At 72.2% G+C, this 20,265-nt stretch carries 22 protein-coding genes; 10 read left to right on the forward strand and 12 right to left on the reverse strand.

Annotated features, from left to right (window positions below; all coding sequences use genetic code 11):
• Positions 1–448: 448 nt before the first annotated feature.
• A complete protein-coding gene (locus tag ACWEQL_RS31675; protein WP_452153797.1) occupies positions 449–1,582 on the forward strand; it encodes a methyltransferase in 1,134 nt (377 codons plus the stop codon).
• A gap of 114 nt (positions 1,583–1,696) precedes the next feature.
• On the opposite strand, the gene ACWEQL_RS31680 is transcribed toward ACWEQL_RS31675, so the two are convergent.
• Entirely contained in the window at positions 1,697–2,389 is a 693-nt protein-coding gene (locus ACWEQL_RS31680) for a TetR/AcrR family transcriptional regulator (protein WP_452153798.1), read from the reverse strand.
• A gap of 74 nt (positions 2,390–2,463) precedes the next feature.
• Here ACWEQL_RS31680 and ACWEQL_RS31685 point away from each other — a divergent pair, with 74 nt between their 5' ends.
• Positions 2,464–4,179 carry an FAD-binding oxidoreductase gene (locus ACWEQL_RS31685; protein WP_452153799.1) on the forward strand — a complete coding sequence of 572 codons (1,716 nt, stop codon included), beginning with the start codon at positions 2,464–2,466 and terminating at the stop codon, positions 4,177–4,179.
• 131 nt (positions 4,180–4,310) lie between these two features.
• Here the strand turns inward: ACWEQL_RS31685 and ACWEQL_RS31690 are convergent, their stop codons facing one another.
• Positions 4,311–5,015, reverse strand: coding sequence for a hypothetical protein (locus ACWEQL_RS31690; RefSeq protein WP_452153800.1), 705 nt, complete (start codon positions 5,013–5,015; stop codon positions 4,311–4,313).
• 209 nt (positions 5,016–5,224) lie between these two features.
• Positions 5,225–5,593: a hypothetical protein gene (locus ACWEQL_RS31695; protein WP_452153817.1), complete on the reverse strand. Its 369-nt coding sequence runs from the start codon at positions 5,591–5,593 to the stop codon at positions 5,225–5,227.
• Between the two features lie 320 nt (positions 5,594–5,913).
• On the opposite strand from ACWEQL_RS31695, the gene ACWEQL_RS31700 reads away from it, so the two are divergent.
• The gene (locus tag ACWEQL_RS31700; RefSeq protein WP_452153801.1) at positions 5,914–6,498 is read left to right on the forward strand and encodes a hypothetical protein; all 585 of its coding nucleotides are present in this window, start codon (positions 5,914–5,916) and stop codon (positions 6,496–6,498) included.
• 32 nt (positions 6,499–6,530) lie between these two features.
• Here the strand turns inward: ACWEQL_RS31700 and ACWEQL_RS31705 are convergent, their stop codons facing one another.
• Positions 6,531–7,301, reverse strand: a complete 771-nt coding sequence (locus ACWEQL_RS31705; protein ID WP_452153802.1) for a hypothetical protein — start codon at positions 7,299–7,301, stop codon at positions 6,531–6,533.
• A gap of 544 nt (positions 7,302–7,845) precedes the next feature.
• Here ACWEQL_RS31705 and ACWEQL_RS31710 point away from each other — a divergent pair.
• The 5 genes from ACWEQL_RS31710 (at position 7,846) to ACWEQL_RS31730 (ending at position 11,879) form a co-directional block, all read left to right on the forward strand.
• Positions 7,846–9,087 (forward strand): S1 RNA-binding domain-containing protein, encoded by a 1,242-nt coding sequence (locus tag ACWEQL_RS31710; protein ID WP_452153803.1) that lies wholly within the window; start codon positions 7,846–7,848, stop codon positions 9,085–9,087.
• A gap of 106 nt (positions 9,088–9,193) precedes the next feature.
• Complete coding sequence (locus tag ACWEQL_RS31715) at positions 9,194–9,754, forward strand: hypothetical protein (RefSeq protein ID WP_452153804.1); 561 nt, start codon at positions 9,194–9,196, stop codon at positions 9,752–9,754.
• A 204-nt stretch (positions 9,755–9,958) separates the two neighbouring features.
• Positions 9,959–10,261 (forward strand): hypothetical protein, encoded by a 303-nt coding sequence (locus ACWEQL_RS31720; RefSeq protein WP_452153805.1) that lies wholly within the window; start codon positions 9,959–9,961, stop codon positions 10,259–10,261.
• Positions 10,262–10,266: 5 nt separating this feature from the next.
• Entirely contained in the window at positions 10,267–11,424 is a 1,158-nt protein-coding gene (locus tag ACWEQL_RS31725) for a DUF6973 domain-containing protein (protein ID WP_452153806.1), read from the forward strand.
• Positions 11,424–11,879, forward strand: coding sequence for a hypothetical protein (locus ACWEQL_RS31730; RefSeq protein WP_452153807.1), 456 nt, complete (start codon positions 11,424–11,426; stop codon positions 11,877–11,879). The genes ACWEQL_RS31725 and ACWEQL_RS31730 overlap by 1 nt, the downstream gene beginning before the upstream one ends.
• A 78-nt stretch (positions 11,880–11,957) precedes the next feature.
• Here ACWEQL_RS31730 and ACWEQL_RS31735 read toward each other — a convergent pair whose 3' ends face one another.
• Positions 11,958–13,280 (reverse strand): MFS transporter, encoded by a 1,323-nt coding sequence (locus ACWEQL_RS31735; RefSeq protein ID WP_452153808.1) that lies wholly within the window; start codon positions 13,278–13,280, stop codon positions 11,958–11,960.
• Positions 13,281–13,421: 141 nt separating this feature from the next.
• Here ACWEQL_RS31735 and ACWEQL_RS31740 point away from each other — a divergent pair, with 141 nt between their 5' ends.
• Positions 13,422–14,357 carry a LysR family transcriptional regulator gene (locus ACWEQL_RS31740; RefSeq protein ID WP_452153809.1) on the forward strand — a complete coding sequence of 312 codons (936 nt, stop codon included), beginning with the start codon at positions 13,422–13,424 and terminating at the stop codon, positions 14,355–14,357.
• 38 nt (positions 14,358–14,395) lie between these two features.
• Here the strand turns inward: ACWEQL_RS31740 and ACWEQL_RS31745 are convergent, their stop codons facing one another.
• From ACWEQL_RS31745 to ACWEQL_RS31765, 5 genes are all read right to left on the reverse strand, one after another.
• Complete coding sequence (locus tag ACWEQL_RS31745; RefSeq protein WP_452153810.1) at positions 14,396–14,953, reverse strand: hypothetical protein; 558 nt, start codon at positions 14,951–14,953, stop codon at positions 14,396–14,398.
• On the reverse strand, positions 14,950–15,507 hold the full coding sequence (locus ACWEQL_RS31750; protein ID WP_452153811.1) for a thioredoxin family protein: 558 nt from the start codon (positions 15,505–15,507) through the stop codon (positions 14,950–14,952). Before ACWEQL_RS31750 ends, ACWEQL_RS31745 begins: the two co-directional genes overlap by 4 nt.
• A gap of 180 nt (positions 15,508–15,687) precedes the next feature.
• On the reverse strand, positions 15,688–16,338 hold the full coding sequence (locus ACWEQL_RS31755) for a thioredoxin family protein (protein WP_452153812.1): 651 nt from the start codon (positions 16,336–16,338) through the stop codon (positions 15,688–15,690).
• Between the two features lie 242 nt (positions 16,339–16,580).
• Positions 16,581–17,042: a hypothetical protein gene (locus ACWEQL_RS31760; RefSeq protein WP_452153813.1), complete on the reverse strand. Its 462-nt coding sequence runs from the start codon at positions 17,040–17,042 to the stop codon at positions 16,581–16,583.
• A gap of 278 nt (positions 17,043–17,320) precedes the next feature.
• Positions 17,321–18,598 carry a leishmanolysin-related zinc metalloendopeptidase gene (locus ACWEQL_RS31765; protein WP_452153814.1) on the reverse strand — a complete coding sequence of 426 codons (1,278 nt, stop codon included), beginning with the start codon at positions 18,596–18,598 and terminating at the stop codon, positions 17,321–17,323.
• 303 nt (positions 18,599–18,901) lie between these two features.
• Here ACWEQL_RS31765 and ACWEQL_RS31770 point away from each other — a divergent pair, with 303 nt between their 5' ends.
• Positions 18,902–19,282: an Imm32 family immunity protein gene (locus ACWEQL_RS31770; protein ID WP_452153818.1), complete on the forward strand. Its 381-nt coding sequence runs from the start codon at positions 18,902–18,904 to the stop codon at positions 19,280–19,282.
• A 7-nt stretch (positions 19,283–19,289) separates the two neighbouring features.
• On the opposite strand, the gene ACWEQL_RS31775 is transcribed toward ACWEQL_RS31770, so the two are convergent.
• Both ACWEQL_RS31775 and ACWEQL_RS31780 read right to left on the reverse strand, forming a co-directional pair.
• The gene (locus tag ACWEQL_RS31775; protein ID WP_452153815.1) at positions 19,290–19,667 is read right to left on the reverse strand and encodes a hypothetical protein; all 378 of its coding nucleotides are present in this window, start codon (positions 19,665–19,667) and stop codon (positions 19,290–19,292) included.
• Between the two features lie 42 nt (positions 19,668–19,709).
• Entirely contained in the window at positions 19,710–20,069 is a 360-nt protein-coding gene (locus tag ACWEQL_RS31780; protein ID WP_452153816.1) for a hypothetical protein, read from the reverse strand.
• Positions 20,070–20,265: the final 196 nt, after the last annotated feature.

The raw sequence follows: 20,265 nt of genomic DNA on the forward strand, positions 1-20,265 counted from the left end.
CGTACGGGTGGCGGGCGTACCGCCATCCGGGTACCGGACCGCCCCACCAGGTGTAGCGCCCACCCGCCCCGTAGCGGCGGGAGGGCCTGCCGGGGCGGTCCGGTGGCATCGCCTGGCGCGCCGTCCGGGTCCGAGGTGGCCTCAGCTGCGCGTCGGCCGCCCCGATGCCCGTGGTGCGGGCCCGTGGGCCGCCGCGCTCCCCCCGCCCGCCGCGGAAACCGGTTTGCCGGCGGACAACGGGCTGTGCCAGCCTCTTGTGTCATCTCTCCGAAAGGGCTGATCGTGACCCTCGGCATGGTTCTCGGCGACATCTCCTCTCGCGCTTCGACGCGGGAGCGGTAGCCCTACCCGCCCTGACGCAGCCCGTGCCGTGGCACGGGCCGTTCCCTCCTGCTCCTCGTCGAAGTGCTCTTCGTGTCCAGCACCTTCGATCACGAGGAGTACGTGGGTGTCCACGATCCACTGGAGCGAGACCGACATCCCCCGTCGCGCGCTCTGGCATTCCGAGAACGCGACTCCGCCTCCCCGCAGGGTCATCAGCGCGGACGACCGGATGACGGCCGACGCCGCCTACCGCCTGGCCTGCGAAGGTACGGCCCTGTTGTGGCGGGGCGACTTCCACAACGCACGTCAACTGCTGCGGGCGATGAGCCGCCGCATCGACCGGAAACCTCCCCGGCACGGTGACGGTCCGGCAGAGTTCTTCCACCTGCACCGCCGGGCCCGTGGTCACCGTGCCCGCGTGCTGGGCAGACTCCTCGTCCTGTTGGAGGACGACCATCACCTGAGTCTGCGCAGAGCCCCCGACGTCCGCCGGGCCTGCACCGAGGCGTACGGTCCGCCGTCCGCGCCCACGGCTGTCTCGCTGACCGAACTGCTGGGCGTGATCGGAGCGCATGAATGGCGTGCGAGGGGTGTGGAGGTACCGGCCCTGGACGCCCGCATTCACCCTCACTACGGGGTGTTCTCACCGGTCAGGGGAGAGTACGTCGACCTCGTCGCGCAGGCGCCGCTGCCCGCGCCGACGGATCCTCGCGCGGTCCGCCGCACCGCATTCGATCTCGGAACGGGGACGGGAGTGCTCGCGGCGGTCCTGGCCCGTCGGGGAATCGACCACATCGTGGCCACCGACATCAACGCGCGAGCTCTGGCCTGCGCGCGTGACAACGTCCGCCGGCTGGGTCTCACCGGGCGCGTCGACATCGTCGGTCACCGCCTCTTCCCCGAGGGGCGCGCGGATCTTGTCGTCTGCAACCCGCCCTGGATCCCGGCCCGGCCGACCTCCGCGGTGGAGCAGGGTGTCTTCGATCCGGACGGCGGCATGCTCCGCGACTTCCTGACCGGACTCTCCCCGCATCTCGAACCGGGTGGTGAGGGATGGCTGATCCTCTCCGACCTGGCCGAGCTCCTCGGGCTCAGGACACGCGGCGAACTGCTGGCTGCCATCGAGGCGGCGGGCCTGCGCGTGGTGGACAGGATCGACACCAGGCCGCGGCACCCACGGACGAGGGAGACCACGGATCCCCTCCACGCCGCCCGGGCCGCCGAAGTCACCTCGCTCTGGCGGCTCGCCGTCACATGACCTCTCCCGCGGCGGTCGCCCGGGGCGAGAGGTCCGCCGCCCCCGGCGATCGCCGGCCGAGTTCCCGGCCCGCTCCGGTCCTCCACCTCCGTGCATCGCCCCGGGCCGGTGTTCTCATGAGCCCGTGCCGTGGCCGGCGAGGATGACGGCGCCGGCGGTGAAGAGGCGTCGGCAGCGTCGGGTCATGGCGTCGGGGGTCTGGTCGGGGTGGTCGATCCACCAGCGGACCAGGGCGGTGCAGAGGCCGCGCCAGGCGTACTTGAGGGCGCCAGCGTCGAGGGGGTCGTCGGAGGCGGCGGCGGCTTCGAGCAGGCCGGCGGTGCCGACGGCGGCGAGGTCGTCGATGGCGTCGCGGTAGTGCGCGGCGCGCCGGGCGGCGTCGCTGCCGGGGGGCAGGGTGGTGTCGTAGAGGACGAACCAGGCCTCGCGCTGGTCGTCGAGGGCGGCGAACAGGGCGTGCAGGACCCGCAGCGGTACGGACGGTACGGGCTCGGCGTCGAGGCCCGCGCAGGCGCCCGCGCCCGGGCCGGGTTCGCAGGTGGGGTCGGGTTCGGCCATCGCGGTGCGGATGGCCTGGAGCAGTCGCTCGCCGACCGGGTCGAGACAGGCGAGGTAGAGGTCCTGCTTGCCGCCGAAGTACTGGTGCAGCAGGGGTTTGGTGACGCCGACACGGGTGGCGATGGCGGCCATGGTGGTGGCCTCGTAGCCGCGGCGGCCGAACTCCTCGGTGGCCGCTGCCAGGACCTGTCGTTCGCGCTCGGCCCTCGGCACGCCCTTGGTGCCGGCCCGGGAAGGAAACGTTGCCATGCCAGCAGATTTTACCCTACGGTAAATTACCGCAGGGTAAATTCTATCGACGTCGACCTCGCTGGAGCACCCCCATGCCCGCCACCGCGACCGACCCCGCCCAGCCCGACCCCGCCGAGCCCGTCGACCGCCGCGGCCCCACCCGCCGCCCCGGTGCCTCCGGCCCGGCAGGCCTCGGGCTGTCCCGCTCCTCCCGCGTCCGTTCGTGGTGGGGCTGGGGCCATGCCGACGCCCACCCCTCCGATGCCGAATGCGTCGCGCTGGGGGCGCTGCTGCCCGGCACCCTGGCCCGCCCGCTGCCCGTACCGCGCGTGGCCGACCTGGCCATCGCCCGCCCCGCCGTGACACCCCCGCCCGCGCTCGCCCACCTGGTCACGGCCGATCCTCCCGTACGGGCCGCGCACGCCATGGGCAAGGCCTACCGCGACGTCATCCGCGCCCTGCGGGGCGCTCCCCGGCGCATCCCGGACCTGGTGGCCCGCCCCACGGCCGATCGCGAGGTGGCGGACCTGCTGGACTGGGCCGGTACCCACCGGGTGGCCGTGATCCCCTTCGGCGGCGGCTCCTCCGTCGTCGGCGGGGTGGAGTACCGGGGCCGGGAGCACCGCGCGGTCCTGTCCCTCGACCTGACCTCGATGAACCGGGTCCTGGAGATCGACCACGTCAGCCGGTCCGCCCGCATCCAGGCCGGCGCGCTGGGCCCCGTACTGGAGGAGCAGCTGCGGCCCCACGGCCTGACGCTGCGCCACTTCCCGCAGAGCTTCGAGTTCTCCACCCTGGGCGGCTGGCTGGCCACCCGCGCCGGCGGCCACTACGCCACCGGCCCCACCCACATCGACGACTTCGTGCAGTCCATGACCGTGGTGACCCCCGCCGGCGCCGGCACCTCCTGGCGTCTGCCGGCCTCCGGTGCCGGACCGTCGCCCGACCGGCTGTTCCTCGGATCGGAGGGCGCCCTCGGCGTGATCACCGAGGCGTGGATGCGCCTGCGGGAGCGCCCCCGCCACAAGGCCTCCGCCTCGGTGGCGTTCACCGACTTCCAGCAGGCGCTGGACGCGGTGCGCGCCATCGCCCGATCCGACCTCGCCCCGGCCAACTGCCGCCTCCTCGACCCCGGTGAGGCCCTGTTCGCCGGCGCCTCGCACGACGGGAGCGCCGTGCTGGTCCTGGGCTTCGAATCCGCCACCGCCCCCGTCGCCGACCGCCTCGCCGCCGCCGTCGGCCTGGCGCGCGCCCACGGCGGCCACGTCCCGTCCGGAGGCCACGTCCCGCCCGCCACCGACCGCGGTGGCGCGGCGGAAGCGGCGGACGCGGCGGTGGGTGCGTGGCGTTCGGCGTTCCTGCGCATGCCCTACCTGCGCGACGGCCTCGCCCGGATGGGCGCCGTCGTCGACACCTTCGAGACCGCCGCCACCTGGGACCGCATCCCGGCCCTGATCGACGCCGTCCGTACCGAGGTCACCGCCGCCGCCCTGAAGGCCACCGGGCAACGGGCCGCCGTCAACTGCCGCCTCACCCACGTCTACCCCGACGGCGCGGCCCCCTACTTCACCGTCGCGCTACCCGGCCGCCCCGGTGACGAGGTGCGCCTCTGGGACGACATCAAGGCCGTCGCCGCCGACGTCCTGCACCGTCACCGCGCCACCATCACCCACCACCACGCCGTCGGCCGCGACCACCGCCCCGCCTACGACCGCCAGCGTCCCGAACCCTTCGCCCTGGCCCTGCGCGCGGCCAAGGACGCCCTCGACCCCCACCACATCCTCAACCCCGGTGTGCTCCTCGACTGACGGCCATCCCGCACCGTCGTGACGGGCTTCCCGGGCGGGGGCGTCGCCCCGCCGCGCCCGGGCGGGGGCGCGTGGACCCGTCGTCCTCGTGGCGCGGTTGCGAACTCTGCCGCGTGCCCTGGACGGGAATCTCAGTCGTCGAGCCAGGCAGCCGCAGTGCAGAAGAGGGTCAGGATCAGCCATCCGACGACGGGGGCGGCCAGGATCGCGGTGAGTGAAAGCTGCGTCGGCACGAGCATGTTGAAGCCGAAGTACGTCATGGGGGCGATGAAGAGGGCGGAGCCGTTGGCGAAGGGGAGCGCATCCGCGCCCTCCCGTGACCAGGTCAGGCCGAAGACGGTGAGTGCCGATCCCAGGCCGGCCAGGAAGGACACCTTGAAGGCGGTCTGCCAGAGCCTGCCCGGGAACTGGGCGCTCGTCCCGTTGTAGGACATCTCGGCCACCCGCCCCCGGTAGACCGTCATCTCCACGTCCACGCCGACTTCCACGGCGTCGTAGAGGTTCGAGCTGACCGAGTAGTCGTGCCCGGGTGCCGTCTCGCGTGCCACGGTCAGCGTGTACTTGGAGATCTCGCCGACGGTGCTGTCCTTGGCCGTCACCTTGCCGGTCCTGCGCAGCACGCAGTCCGTGCCGGACGTGTGCGCCGCCGTCCCGCACACCGGGGCGGTGCGGTGGGCGTTCACCACGTCGTTCGCCTCCAGGAACAGGCCGAAGCCGAGAACGGTGGCAGCCAGCCCTGCCAGGAGGAACAAGCCCTGCACCAGCGCGCGGGCGACCGCCTCCGCGGAGAGCCGGCGCCGGGCCGGCGGCTTCGCGTCCCTGATCCGATCGTCCATCGCAACCCCCATCGATCACGCCCACGGGCACCTCCCCGATGCCCGGTAGGGATGATTCCCGGCAGGTGGACGACGCGGACATGCCGCGACACTCTTGTGGCGAAGTCGTGAAGATTGCGACCCGGGGGGCGAGCCCAGGTCCGGCACGGCGGTGCCGGACGGCAGCGATTCCCACGTAGGGCCGCCCGAGCGGTCACAGCGCCGGCCGGCTAGGCGTCGAGGTAGCGGTAGTCGCCATCCGGGAGGCCGATCACCAGGTCGCCGTCGCGGACCCGCCATTCGCTCATGCCGTCGACGTCGTGGCTGACCAGGAACAGCCCGCGGGGCCTGTCGTCGTACTCGTCATCCTGGTAGGAGGCGGGGATCCGGGCGATCTGACGCAGTCTCTCCTCGAACCAGCCGAGGGACACCGCGCGGATGTTGCCCCCGTAGAAGGCCCATCCGATGCCGTTGTACTGCGTCGTGGGGAAGGCCCAACCCCCGCTGTAGGTGCGCTCCGGATCGTCGGGCGCCACAATCTCCTTGATTCGGGCGAGCTGTTCTTCGTCACACTCCAGCCAGCCCCTGACCGAGACCATGGTTCCCACAGCGGATGCTCCTCGTTCGCGTGGCGCTGCCACGGCGCACGACTCCTACGGGCTTGCACGCTAGAGGTGACCGGCTCGGTCGTGCAAAGGGATTGGCAGACGGGTCGGCGCCGCCGCAGGCATGAGTGGGCCGTCCCCTTCCGGTCGCCGCCTGCGATCGTGTGCCGGGCCTGCCACTGACCTCGCCGACGGCCGGCCTGCGGAGCTTCGTGGTCACGGCAGCACCGCACCGCAGCCCACCGGACAGCGACGCGGGGTCGTCGCAACGCCCGTAGTACAGTCGCGTAAAGGATGATCACCAGGGGGGACGGATGACGGCGAAGCGGAGCAAGCGCATCGCGTGGGGTCTCACGGGCGGGGCGGTGGCGGCGATCCTCGCCTACCTGTCGGGCTACCAGGCCTCGCAGTCCGGCGGGCTGGTGGAGGTCGAACGCTGGCTGAACCACCCCGTGCCCCTGCTCGGAACGGCGGTCGTGCTGCTGGTGGTGTCGGCCGTGCTCGGGCCCGGGTCCCGCACCCGGTTGTGGCGGATGGCGTCGGCGGCCGTGCTGGCGGTGGTCGTCGCCGTCGGTGCGGTGGGGGCGGTCTCGTCGTTCGTGCTGGGCGGTACGCGGTCGGCCGACCGCAAGCCCGCCCCGAACCACCCCGACCGCGTGCTGACCGTCACCGACATCGCGTACTCGATCGACCCGGTCCACCACGTGGAGCTGCGGACCGGCAGCGGCTGGGCCGCCCGCCACTGGGACCTGGGCACCTGGGACGAGGGCGACGGCCTCCGCGGGGCCGAATGGAGCGCGGCGGACCAGATCACCCTGACCACGTACAAGCAGACCAGGGTCTACACCCTCGCCCCGGACGGCCGACCCGGCCAACCCCGCATCACCGTCAACCGTTAGACCCTGTCCGGCCGGCCGTGGCCCCGGTGCGTCTACGGAGCGTGCTCCAACAGGGCCGCCACGTCGACGATCTGGTCCGCGGGTGGGGCGGTCACCGTGACGGGCTTGTCGTAGTCGGTGAAGTCCACCTGGAAGTCCTCGGCCTGGGACTTCACACGCACCGGACGGGGTGGTCCCTCCGCGGCGATGTAGCCCAGGAACGGCGGGGTCTCCGGACTGGTGAAGGAGACGCCTACGGACCTCCTCCCGCGTACCGATCGCACCCCGTCGGAGATCGCCTGCTCGTCGGCCTCCGCGGCGCCGACGATGGGGACCCTCGCGAGGTCGCAGAACCCGGCGACGTCGTCCAGCGCCTGACCCCGGGGCATACGGAACCAACGCCCCCTGAACTTCTCCGCGGTGGCGGCGCCCCAGCTGTCGGCGAACGACTGCGGGTCCAACCTGATGAAGGTCTCCCCCTGAACGCCGACGGCCTGGCTCGGACCCTGTCCCTCCTGGATCGTGGTAGCGGCGCAGTTGCCGCTGCGGTCGGCCGACACGGTGAAGGTGGCCCTCAGCCCGTCCTTCACGGCGAAGCCCGTCATCGTCACCGAGGCGACCTTCCGGAACTCGGCCCGCGCCGTCTCCAGGACGATCACCCCCGTCATGGACTCCAGCCGCTCGGTGGGGCTCGGCGTGGTCGTCGGGGCCGCGGCGCCGGTCGGTTTCGCGGCTGCCCCGTCGTCACCGCCACACGCGGTGGCGGTGATGGCGAGGCACACGACGAGGGTGGCCGTGGCGGCTGCGCGCCGGGTGATGGGCATCGGGGTCATTCGATGGGGCCGTTCTGCTGATCAGGTGGTGGAACAGCTCCGAACGATGACGGTCGCGGCTCCGCTGCGTCAACGAACGTTTCGCGACCGTGATCTCCCGCCACGACGACGCCCGCAGCCCGGGGCCACGGTGCCCTGGATGTCCGGGACAGCGTCGGCGACCTGCTGCGGGCCGCCGAGCGGGCCTGCTCCACCGGGGACGGCGACGACTGTTTCCTGGCCCGGCTGCCGGAGTGGCCCCGGCCGGACCTGGTCTGGCTCCCCCTCGACAACAGCCCCCTGCTTGACGGGCGCTGATGACCCGATCCGCTCCCGGTTCGCCGTACCACGGCGGCTTCATCCCCCGGCTGAAGCGAGTATCCCTGTCGGCGCCGGACACCCGGGGGACGCCCGCCGCGCGGGGTGCGGCAGGATGACCCGGTGAACATCCTCCGTCGACACAGGCCGCCCGTTCCATGCTCCGCCGTACGCTCGGGCCCCTTCGGGTGCGGGCGTCGGTCCGGGGCGCCGCGGCCGACCGATGGGGAGCGCTGACGTGCTGCCGTACGTGTACCGGGTCACCAAGTACGATCCCGCGGACCGCGACGAGCGAGACGTCTACACGGGCACGCTGGAGGCGGTCAGCGATCACGGGCCGGTGGAGGCCGCCTACCTGCGGGCCGTCGCCGCCTTCGCCGAGGACTGCGGCGTGGCGCACCTCGCGATCCGCGAGCCCGAGGTAGCGCTCGGCTTCACGCACTTCGGTCTGGAACCGGCCCTGGACGGCGACGGTCTGGCCGGGCTCTTCCCGCCGGACCTGGCCGGCTACCACGACGGGGCGCGGGTGCCGCTCCCGCTGGCCCTGGAACTGGTGCGGGCCATGCTCCGCGACAGCGGCGCCTGGTGCCGTCTGGAGGCGGAGGGCACCCTCGCCGTGCACGTCGGCTGGGACCAGTACCTCTTCGTGAGCGCCGACAGGCCCTGCGAAGCGGCGGTGGCGCGCACCCGCGAACTCGGGCTCTTCCCCGAGCCGCTGGACGCCTCCCCGTACGACGCGGACTCCGACGATCGGGGCGGACAGCGCCCGGCCGACGACGTCTTCTGGGCACGGGTGCGCTGGTGCGTGGGCGGGGGTGAGGCGGCGCTGCTGGAGGAGATGCACGTCGGTAACGCCTCCCGCTGGCACCGGCTCACCGACGACGCCACGATCGACGAGGTACGTGCCCGGCTCGCCCCGCGTGCCTGCCTCGCAGTCTGGCCGGACTTCCTCACCGACGTCGCGGCGGTCCTCGCAGCCCTGCCCGCCGACGGCCTGACGGAACTCGTCCGCGAGGACCGGGACGGGCGGATCACCAGCGTGGTCGCCGACGAGGACGAGCTCCCGGCCCTGGCCGCCGCATTGTCCGACGCCCGGGCAGCCGCCCTCCTGCCGATGGCCGTCGACGAGCGGAAGCCCCTCTGCACGGCCGTACTCCCGGACGAGGACGGCGTCCTGCGCGCCCGGTGGGGCACCGATCCCGCCCCGGGTGACCGGGACTGGGCCTTCCTGGCGACCTTGTGCCGCGGCCAGCACGTGAGTGGTGTGGTCACCGCGATCGCGGACTCCGGCGTCACGTTCGTCGACATCGGCGGCTTCACCACTGCGATCGACATCCCCGGACCGCCCGGCCACCCCGTCGGCCACCCGGGCGAGGCCGTCACGGTCGGCCAATGGGTCACGGCGGAGATCCTCGACGTCGACATGGTGAGGGAACGGGTGGCGCTGTCCCTCAAGTCCGTGTCGGCGGAGCCGAAGTAGTAGACCCCGCAGGCCGGTTGGGCCGGCACGGTGAACGGCGGCAGCAGCCGGCAGCGGAGTGGGCTGTTCCCTCGGAGGATCTCCCAATGTTGGATCGGACGGAAAGATGAGCATCGAACTCGAGCGGTTGGCCCGGATCCTCGGCGAGCCCTCACAGCGGCCGGCGGCCACACCCTGGGAGCGTTCGCCCGCGGAGGTCGGTTTCGCCTTCCCGGCGGACTACCGGCAGTTCGTGGACCGGTACGGGTGCGTGCGGATCAACGGTGAGTTGTCCGTGCCGGTGCCGAGCCTGCGCTCCTACGACGGTGGGCAGATCGTCGGGTTCCCCGGATTCGTACGCAGGACGACGGACGGGATCGCCGCTGAACTCGCGGCCGATTCGGACTGCCCCTACCTTGTCCATCCCGAGGCCGGCGGGCTCCTGTCCTGGGGTTCGAACCTCAACGCGGACCAGTTCTTCTGGCTGACCGAGGGCGACGATCCGGACGCCTGGCCCGTGGTCGCGTTCTTCCGGAGCCTGGAGGAATGGGACCGGTTCGACGGAGGTTTCGCGGCCTTCCTCCTCGCCGTCGTCGAGGGGACCTACGAGTACGCCGACGAGGTGGCGCCGGCCGGCTCTGACGAGCCGCTGTGGCGCTACCAGGGTGACTGGAACCGGGTGGAGTAGGGGCTCCTCCAGTCTCGGGGGAACCACCCGGCGCGGCCGGTGTGATCACGGAGTCCGCGCCTTCCCCGGCCCTGTTTTCCGGGCCGGGCACGCGGGGTACGGGATACCCGCCGCTGATCGGCGGAACCTCCCGTGCGGCTGTCGCGTCGATCTTGTTGTCGGAGCATGACAGTACGCTCACGACGTTGTCGATCACGGGGAGAGATGATGGCAGACGGCACCGTCCGGGTGAACCCGGACACCCTCGCCGGAGCGGGGAAGACGTCCTTGGACCTGAAGCAGGACGTGCTGAAGACCGCGGGGACGCTGAAGGGCGCCTCGACCTCGGCGGCCTCGGGGCTGGCGGGCTGGCAGACGGCGGCGAAGCTGACCCAGTTGGCGTCGCGCTGGGAGACCCTGTCCGACGCGCTGGGCGAGCGGCTCGGCCGGACCGGCGGCAATCTCGAACACAACGCGCAGCAGTACCGTACGACCGAGCAGGCCAACCACGCGGCATTCGGGGGCTGAGCGCGATGCTGACAGTCGATCAGGTACGTGATGCCAAGCTCGCCAACCTCAAGTCGGCGGCGGAGGAGTGGGCCACAGGGGCCCGTCGGATCGGGGAGTACGCCGCCCGCTACCGCGCCGAGGTCGCGGAGGCCACCACGCGCAGCGGCTGGTCGGGCCCGGCCGCCGACAGCGCGCGCCCGGCGATGGCCGGGGACCAGCAGCAGTTGGACGCCGCCCACAAGGAGGCGCTGGCCATCGCCCGGGCGCTGGCCACCGCGGTGGGCGAGTTCGGCATCGCGCAGCGGGAGTTGGCCATGGGCCTCGACGCGGCCGACCGCCTCGGGGTGAAGGTCTCGCCGGACGGCGGGGTGAGCTGGCCGCCGCAGATGCGCAACGACCCGGACACCAGGTCCGGCCCGCTCGCCCAGCAGGCGGCCGGGGTGCACCGGCAGATCAACGACGCGCTGCAGAAGGCCACCCAGGCCGACCTGGACGTCGCGCGCGACCTCCAGCAGGACATGGGCATCAACGCGGACACGTTCAACGGCAGTGCCACCGAGGGGCGGCGGACCGACCCGAACAAGATCCTCGCCGAGTACCAGGTGAAGGACGACCCGGACGGCACCACGCTCTACCCGGACGCGGTGACGGCGTGGATGTTCGGCGTGGACCGGAGCAGGATCACCAAGACCGAGGCGACCATGCTCGACAACCTGTCGGCCTTCGAGCAGAGCGACTTCAAGGACATCCGGGACAAGGCGTGGGACGTCTCCGACGGGAAGTTCTCGAACGTCAACGGCGCCAACGACAGCCATCGGGACGCCTTCCGCCACGCCTACTGGAACGCGCTGATGACCCGCCGCTACGGCGAGAAGTGGACCGCGCGGTACGCCAGCGCCCACGAGCAGCTGCCCGGCAACCCCGCTGACCGGGAGGCCATGGACCTCTACAACAACGAGGTCGGCCGGAAGATCGCCGTCGCCAACCCGAAGGCCTCCGACGAGGAGCTCGCCCGGTTGATCGAGGACGCCGTCAAGCGTGGGGACACGGTGGTGGTCAAGCCCGACGGCGGTGCGCTCGACTACAGCGACCAGGTGCGGGACGGCAAGACCGGCCTGTCCAACGAGAGGCCCGGGCAAGGCGGCAAGGACCCGGGCGCCATCCCGGACGCGGAGTACTGATGCGCCGGGCCCGAAGCCTTGCCGGGCTGCTGGCCGCCACCGCGCTGACGGCGGGGACGATGGGGCTGGCGGCCGGCTGCGCGGGCGGCGAGGAGCCGGTGAAGGCCGTCATCAGCGCCGAGCTGGACGCGCAGTACGCCGCGCTGCGCCAGGGCACTGCGGAGGCGGTGCTCAAGGCGCCGCAGGGGATCGACTGGGACACCGTCTACGTCTTCCCGACGGACACCAGCGACAAGACGATCACCGAGGTGGTGGGTGACCCGGTCGAGTGGCAGGAGCAGAACGTCACCCGGTCGTCGTCGGAGCTGATGGTCTTCGTCCTGAAGGGCGAGGCCGTCGGCGCGTACGAGATCGCCTGGGGGCTCTCCTCCGCGCAGTACCGGCACCCCTTCCACCGTGAGGTGCGGCTCAGCATCGAGGGCGCCGAGAAGTCCGTCCAACTGACCGGGCAGTAGGGGTACCGCCCCGGCACGCTCGTGCCGGGGCGGTACCGGTCCGCCGGTCGGGTGGCCGCACGCGGACGAGCCGCACGCTCACCTCTCGCCTCCGTGCTCAGGGCTGATCGTCTCGCCCTCGTGCTCAGGGCTGGTCGCCGTCCGCCGGGTCGCAACCCTGGCGGACGGCGGCGGGCTCTGGCTCGGTTCGGGTTCGGGATCGGGGCGGGGGAGCAGGAACGGTGTGGCCAGCACGAGCAGGCCGGCGAGGGCGATGGCGGTGCGGGGCCCGGTCAGGACGGCGAGGGCGCCCCAGACGGCGGTCAGCAGGGCGGTGGCGGCCTTGGTGGTGACGGTCCAGGCGGTCAAGGTGCGGGCGAGGCGGTCGGTCGGGGTGTGCTGGAGCCGGTAGGTGGCCTGGAGGGGGTTGAAGAGGGCGCAGCTGAGGATGAGGCCGAGTTCGGCGGCCATCACGAGGGCCAGCCCCGGGGTGCCGGGCCCGGGCAGCGCGAGGGCGATGGGCCACGGGGCGCGCAGGGCCCCGGCGGCGAGGAGGACCCGGTGCCGGCCGTAGCGGGCGGCCAGGGGCGGGGCCAGTCGTGCGCCGATCGGTCCGGCGATCGCGGGTGTGGTGAGGGCGATGGCGTACTGCCAGGGCGCGAAGCCGAGTTGGCCGAGCATGAGGACGGCGAGCAGCGGTTCGGTGGCCATCACCAGGGCGTTGAACAGCACGGTGTTGAGGAACAGGGGCCGCAGTGTCGGCCGGCTGAGGATGTGGCGCCAGCCGTCGAGGAGGTCCCCGGCACGCATTCGCGCGGCCTTGGTGCGCTCGGACGGGCGGGGTTCGGGGCTTCGGACGGCCCGGATGCCGAAGGCGGAGAGCAGGTGGCTGACGGCGTCGGCGGTCACGGTCGCCACCGGGCCCAGGAGTGCGATCGCCGCGCCGCCCAGGGGCGGTCCGACGGCCGTGATGGTCCAGGCCGTCGACTCCAGCCGGGCGGTGGCGGTGAGGAGGTCCCCGGGCGCGAGCAGGGTCTTGAGGTAGGGGCCGGACGCGGCGCGGTAGGTGATGTCCGCGGTGGCCACGACGGTGGCGACCGCGAGGAGCTGGGCGAGGGAGAGCACGCCCAGCGCGTACGCGGCGGGGATGGTGAGCAGCGCCGCGCAGCGGGCGAGGTCGGCCGTGATGAGCACGGGACGCTTGCGGCGGAACTCCACCCACGGGCCGAGCGGCACCGCCGCGGCCGCGCCGACCGCCGCGCTCACGGAGGACAGCAGCGCGACCTCGGCGGGGCCGGCGTGCAGGACCTGGATCGCGATCAGGGGGAGGGCGCCGAAGGCCAGCCAGGTGCCGAGCGCGCTGGTCCCGTACGCGGCCCGGAGCCAGCCGAAGTCCCGTCCCAGCCGGTGCCCGCCCGCCATGTCCGACCGTCCTTCGCCTCGTCCACCCCGGCACAACCGATCCGCGTGCCAGGAGCATCAAAGCGGGCGCCGTACCAGGGGATCAAACAACTATGAGGCCGCTGCGCCACAACCGATGGTTGTGGCCGTAGGGTGACCGGCATGGATCTCGACGGGGTACGGACGTTCGTGGCCGCGGCGGACGCGGGGCGCTTCCAGGAGGCCGCAGCCGAGCTGGGGATCACCCAGCAGGCGGTCTCCAAACGCGTCGCCGCACTGGAACGCGCCCTCGGGGTGCGGTTGTTCACCCGCACGCCGCGCGGCGCCGGGCTGAGCATCGACGGGCAGGCGTTCCTGCCGCACGCCCGCGAGTTGCTGCGGGTCGCCGAGCGGGCGCTCACCTCGGTGCGGGCCGGCAGCCGGCCGCTGCGGGTGGACGTGATCGCCTCGCGTGTGGCGCCGTCGGGCCTGATGCGCGACTTCCACCGTGCGCACCCCGGGGTCGAGCTCGACGTGGTGACACTGTTCGACGTGGAGACGGCCGTCGCCGCCCTGCGTTCGGGGGCGATCGACGCCTCGTTCCGCGCGGTCGCGGTGCCGGGCCGGCCCCTGCCCGCAGACATCGCGTCGGTACGGGTGCTGGACGAGCCACTGCACCTGCTCACCGGCCCCGGGCACGCGCTCGCGGGCGCGCGGTCGGTGAGCGTCGCCGAGCTGGCCGGGCACCGGATCTGGATGCCCGGCATCGTCCCCGGGACGGAGTGGGCCGCCTACTACGACGCGCTGGGCGCCGAGTTCGGCCTCACCATCGAGGCGACCGGCCCCAACTTCGGCTCGGACGCACTCCTGGACACCGTCGCCGACACCCCGGCGCTCGCCACCTTCATGGGCGAGCACACCCGCCTGGTGTGGCCCGCCGGGCACGGCCTGCGCCGCATCCCGGTGACCGATCCGACGCCCGTCTACCCGCACTCGCTGCTCTGGCACCGCGACAACCCCCACCCGGCGCTGGCCACCCTGCGCGCCCACCTCGCCGCCACCGGGGGCGGCCACGGCGCGGCCGGGACGTGGGTGCCCTCCTGGGTGCTGCCGGGCTGACCACGGCCGGGATCCGGTACGGACGCAGCACCCCCGGGCTACCGCCGCTGTCCGGCCGTGGTCAGCGTGATGGCCTGGCCCGTGACGGGGAAGAGGCAGCGCTGGAGGCTGCAGGCGGCGTAGCCGACGACGGCCTCGGCGGGGCCCTGGCCGCCGGTCCGTACGGGCAGGGTGAGGGTGACCGGGCCGTCGGGGTAGACGGGCAGGTCGACGTCGAGGCCTTCGGGGCGGATGAGGGACAGGGGCTTGTCGGCGACGGCCGGCCCGTCGGCGGTCAGGGCACCGCGGGCACCCAGCGCGGTCGGCCGGCCCAGACCCGAGATGCCCTCGGGGGCCAGCGCGGTGCTGTAGAGGTGGAAGCCGGGCTCGGTGGGGGTGAAGGTGGCCCGCAGCACACCGGCGCCGTCGGCCCCCGGCTCCAGCGTCACGCTCACCGCGACGCCGTGCCGCTCGAAACGCCCGGCCGGCTCCGACGGGCCGGCCTGAGCCGGTTCGGCCCGAGGCGGTTCGGCGGGTGCGGCGCACCCGGCCGCCAGGGCCGCCACCAGTGCCACCGGCAGGGCGACGGCGGTGAGGAGGCTGCGAACGCGCCTCACAGCGACCAGCGGGTGAGGTAGGTGGCCAGCTGCGCGGCGCTCAGGGTACGGGCATTGGAGAACCGGCCGTCATTGCTGGCGGTGCGGACGGTGCCGTCCGGGCCGAGGACGACCAGGGCGGGGATGCCGCTGTGCTCCAGGTCGACGTAGTGGGCGGCGACGTCGAGGTTGCGGTCGAACTCGCCGACGTCGACGGAGACCACGCGGTACTTCTCCCGCAGGATGGGCTGGACCTCGGGGGAGCGGAAGAGCTTCTCCAGCACCCGGCAGTCCGGGCACCAGTCGGCGCCGAAGTCCAGCAGGACGGGCCGCGCGTCGGTGGCCGACTGGGCGAGCGCGGCCGAGATGTCGGCGGCGGCGTTGCGGGACGGGTCGTAGGAGCCGGGCGCGCCGGCGGCCGCGGACGACGATGCCTTCGGTGCGGTGGACGCGGTGGACGCGGACGGCGCCGTGGACGTGGAGGTCGTGGCGACCGTGCCGGTGGAAGGGCCGGTGGCGGCGCCCGCGGTGGCGGGTGCGCCGGCGGACGCGCAGCCGGTGGTGACGGCCGTCACGAGGACGGCTCCGGCGAAAAGGGTACGGCGAAGCCTCACGGCGGATCCCCCTGGTGACGGATGTGCAGCGAGTGAGGATATCGATCAGCACCGACATGCGCCGCAGGACCCCCGGGCCGGCCCGATCCCGAGGCCGCTGAACCGGCCCCGCATCCCAGTGGTCCCGACCGGGGACGGTCCTCAGAGGGCCCAGTGCGACAGGTAGTTGGCCAGCTGCGCCGCGTTCAGGGTGCGGGCGCTGGAGAAGCGGCCGTCGTTGCTGGCGGTGCGCACGGCGCCGTCCGGGCCGAGGACGACCAGGGCGGGGATGCCGCTGCGCCTGAGGTCGACGTACCGGGCGGCGACGTCGAGGTTGTGGTCGAACCTGCCGACGTCGACCGAGACCACCCGGTACTTCGCCCGCAGGATCGCCTCGATGTCGGGGGAGTGGTAGAGCTTCTCGATGGTGCGGCAGTCCGGGCACCAGTCGGCGCCGAAGTCGAGCAGGACGGGGCGGGAATCGGTGGCCGACCGGGCGAGGGCGGACGCGATGTCGGCGGCGGCGTCACGGCTCGGGTCGTAGCTGCCGGGTGCGGCGGCACGGGGTCCGACGTCAGCGTGGGCGACGGCGTCGTGGGCGCCAAAGTCGTGGCTGACGGAGGCTTCCGGAGTGGCGGTGGCCACGGGAGGCGGCGCCTGCGCGGTGTGCGACCCGGTGGACGCGCGGGCCGCACCGGCGGACGGGCCGGGGACGGCGGGGCGCAAGACGGCGGGTGCGCCGGCGGACGCGCAGCCGGTGGTGACGGCCGTGGCGAGGACGGCGCAGGCGAAACGGGCACGGCGGAGCCTCACGGCGGATCCCCCTGGTGACGAATGAGCGGCGAGTGAGGATATCCACCGGCGACGGCGCGCGCCGCGCGCTTCCCGGCCGCCCCACCCGCCACCTCACAACGCCGGACCGCCGGGGCGGCCGTGGGCGCCGTAGAACACCTCAGCCCCTCCACCGCCCGGTACCTGCGCATCCGTCAGAGACGGATCGCACTCCACGGACCGCGGAACGCGGCACCACGGCTGCCGCACCGACGGTGTGGCGTTCATCCGATGGGGTGAGCGGCCCTGCCGCGCTTGACCCCCGTGCGGACGAACCACAGGCAGATTGCCAGGGCGGCCGTGGCGCCCACGGCCGCGAGGGCCAACGTGGGCGGCTCGTCATCGTCCGGATGCCGGCTGCCCGCCACCCGGGCGGACTCCGGGTGCTCGGCGGCGACCTCCAGGGGCACCTTCACGCCGATGCCCGGCGCCTTGACCCCCTTCAGGCCGAGAGCGTCGGTGGAGTACTCGCGGTCGGCGACCCGGTAGGTGAGGGTGTACGAGGTTCCGCCTTTCACGGGCCTGGCGTCGGTGATGGTCGCCTCCACCCGCACCGGCGAGGCGTCGATGCGATTCGCCTCCCGCCACTCGGCGACGGCACCGGCCACGGTGAGGACCAGCACCAGCGACGCCCCCAGGGCGCCGGCCAGCGGGAGGAACCACGCCCGGCGGATCAGCTCTCTCATGACTCCGTACGCTACCCACCCATCCGCCAACGGGTCGAGGGGTAATCGAACGGCCACGGTGGTACCGGCTTCGCTCACGTCAAACAGCGGCGTTCGGCCGACAGTCGGAGATCTTGGAAGCTGGCAGATGTTCACGAGCAGGACGTGCGTGTAGCGGTCGGCCGGCCTTCACCTGTCTCTCGGCCCGCGCCCGAGTCGGGGCGAGCGAGCACGTGAGGGCATCGGTGAGGGCCCGGATGGCGGGCGGCGAGCAGCAGGTGCAGCCGGCAGAAGCCCTCTCAGCGATGGGGTGGTGTGGACCAGCCCAATGAGATCTGGATGCCCCATGGGAAGGCTACTCCGATTGAGTAGTTCAAGGCCTGGGCTTGTTCTGCAGCCCGAACGAGCAGGCGGCGCAGTTTATCGCACATCTCCTGCAACCGCACGGTGATGTTGTGGGACCATCCCGGGAACATCATGGGACTGTGCGGTGCATACGTGGATGCGGTCACGTACGAGATCAGACTCGCCCATTCATCGACTGCCGCCAAGAGATCTTCATCGTGGATTCCATGGGTGCTTTGTGCGAGGACTTCACCGAGTTCGCTGTCAATTATCACAAGGGCTTCGAAGCAGTCTTCCTCTCGCTCGAAGGAGATGGCGTTGATCCGCTGTCGTAGCTCTTCTGAGGGGGATGGGATTGAGCTCTGATGGGAGGGCGATTCCATCGCGGATGCCAGCGGCCCGGCGTAGGTCGGCTGGCGCAGGACGACCGGGACCACAGGCGGCAACGTGCCGGCATCGATCGGCACAAGGTCGGGTACCGTGACACGGGCCTGCGCCAGGGTCAGCAGGTCAGGTAGCTCATAGGGATCGGCAGCCCCCAGATCCACCTCGTAGCCAAGGTCCTTGAGGCTCGCGGCTGTGACCCGGCTCAGGACGAGGCCGCCCCTGGCGAGGAAGCCCGACATCAGCTCGTCGCGGAAGACGGTCCACCGCCAGTGGTTGTTCGCGGTCGCGGGCCCACCTTCGCTCTCGACCGGTACCGGTGTGGGTCCGGCCGCACCGATGAGTTCGGCATACTCCGACATGGCGTTCGGCCCGACGAAGGTCGGGTTGGGCGTGCCTGTGTCTCGAAGCAGACCCTTGTCTTCCCAGAGGATGCCGATGCCGAGCACATGGCCCATCTCGTGGGTGATGACGTCCACGAGCGTTCCCCCTGCTTCCATTTCCATCAGGCTGTGCCGGTCGAACATCATGATGCCTTTGGCCGGGAGGAGTGAGGCGGGGCCTGATTCGGCCCGCAGGTGGGTGGGACCGGACTGGCCCAGAATCCTCCCGGAGTCAATGGTGACACCCTCGACGAGGATCACGATATTCTCGATGGACTCCCTGTCGACATCCACGGCGGGAAGGGCGCCGACGATCACCCTGGCCCATTGGTCCGCCGCGTGCTTGAACGCACTCTTCTGGTTTTCGGTCAGCCCACCACGAAATCTCAATTCAATCGAGAAGGGTGGCTCATCAGCAGGTCGGCCTGGCGATACGGCCCGATAGGTTTCGATCGGTGTGGCCACGAGCGCCCCCGAGTTGGTGAGGTCCGATGCATGTGCTGAAGCTGACCCTAGGCTTCGAAGTGCTGGTGTTCCTCCATGAGGAAGTCGGCGCGCCGCGCCCTGCCTGACCTTGACCTGAAGAGCCGACAGATCGGCTGAACATGATGTTGCCCGGCCGTCCTGCCGATGAACGAGAGGCCGACGCGATGACTGCGATCGATACCTGGGGGGTCAGCCCTGGCCTCGCAGGCCTGGCCAAGGTTGAGGGGCGGGCAGAATGATGATCATCGTGATCCGTGCGACCGCCGGACCGGAGGGAATGTGATGATGCAGGTTCTGCACGGGGTGGCCACCGACGAGCTCGAACTCTCCGGGACGCGCCCCGAACTCCTGACGTTCGGACGGTTGTTGCGTGGACGGGAGGGGACCGTGGAGCTCTCGGAGGACGTGGAGCCGTTCCCCTACGACAGGTCGCTGTCGAGGATCGTCTTCCAGGAGGAGCCGGAGCGTGACACCGCCTCGATCATCGTGGCGGGTGGGCTCCTGACGATCCGGGGAGGGCGGGAGGCCCTCGACCTCCTTGCCGCCAACATCGAGGACTTCGCGGCCGAGGCGGATGCGCGCCACCACCTCCACGTCGACCACCCGACCTACGTCTTCATCGCCCCTGGGTCGCACTCCCTGGTGTTGACGTTCCTGAAGTAGCGTCCGCTCACGCGGGATCGGGGAACACCGCCAGCGCGGCGTCACGGACGTCCGGCCGCGGATGGCGGCGCAACGCGTGCAGCACCTCCCGCCAGGCGGTGGGCCACCCGAGCTGCGTCCCGACCGATGTCAGCGCGACGGCGAACAGGCCCGGGGCGAGTCCGTCGTCGGCGGCCAGCCGGCCGGCGGCCGCCAGGGTCCCCGTCAGCGCCGGACGTTCGGCGACCAGGACGGCGAGCTCGGCGAGCCGCTCGCCCAGGTCGGGTGCGCCCCGGTCGAGCGCCGTGACCAGGAGGCGGGCCCGGCGGATGTAGCACGGGAACCCGGGTTTTCGCGGCGGTGGTGCGCCGGCCCCGGGTCGCCGTCGTTGCCGTTCCGCGGCCACCGCAGGCCGGGCCGGCCCGCGCGGACGGCGATACGGGGCCGGTCAGTGGCCGCGGGCGGCGGTGACGAGGTCGTGTACCCGGTGCTGGAACTCCAGGTAGGCGTCGAGTGCGCGGGCCAGGTCCGCCGCCGACTCCAGCGCCTCCGGGCGTAGCTCGGCCATGAGTCGCAGGTGTCCGCGGGCCCGGACCAGTGCGGGCTGGCCGATGTGGAAGTGCCCGGACTCCGGCTCCAGGTGCAGTGCGAGGTACGGTGCGGCGAGGCCGGCGGCCATCCGCTCCTCGTACTCGCCCAGCGGCGACCACACCACGACCGGGCCGTCGTCCGTCCCCGCGAGGCACATGCTCGGGCGTCCGGTCACGTCGACGGTGCTGGTCGCGTACGTGTCCAGTTCCCGCGGCACCAGTTGGGGGCGGTCGAGGATGTCCAGGGCGCCCCGGATGAGGGTGGCGAGGTCGGCGGCGATCGGATGTCTCCTCGGCGGTCACTACGGTTCCGGCGCTGCCATCCCTGATCTTGCGTGGGTATCCCCGGCTTCAGCCGGGGAAGGAAACGCATCCTCGGACCGGAGGCGCGCAGCGCCGGAGTTCGCTGCGCCT

Source organism: Kitasatospora sp. NPDC004240 (genome assembly GCF_053603215.1).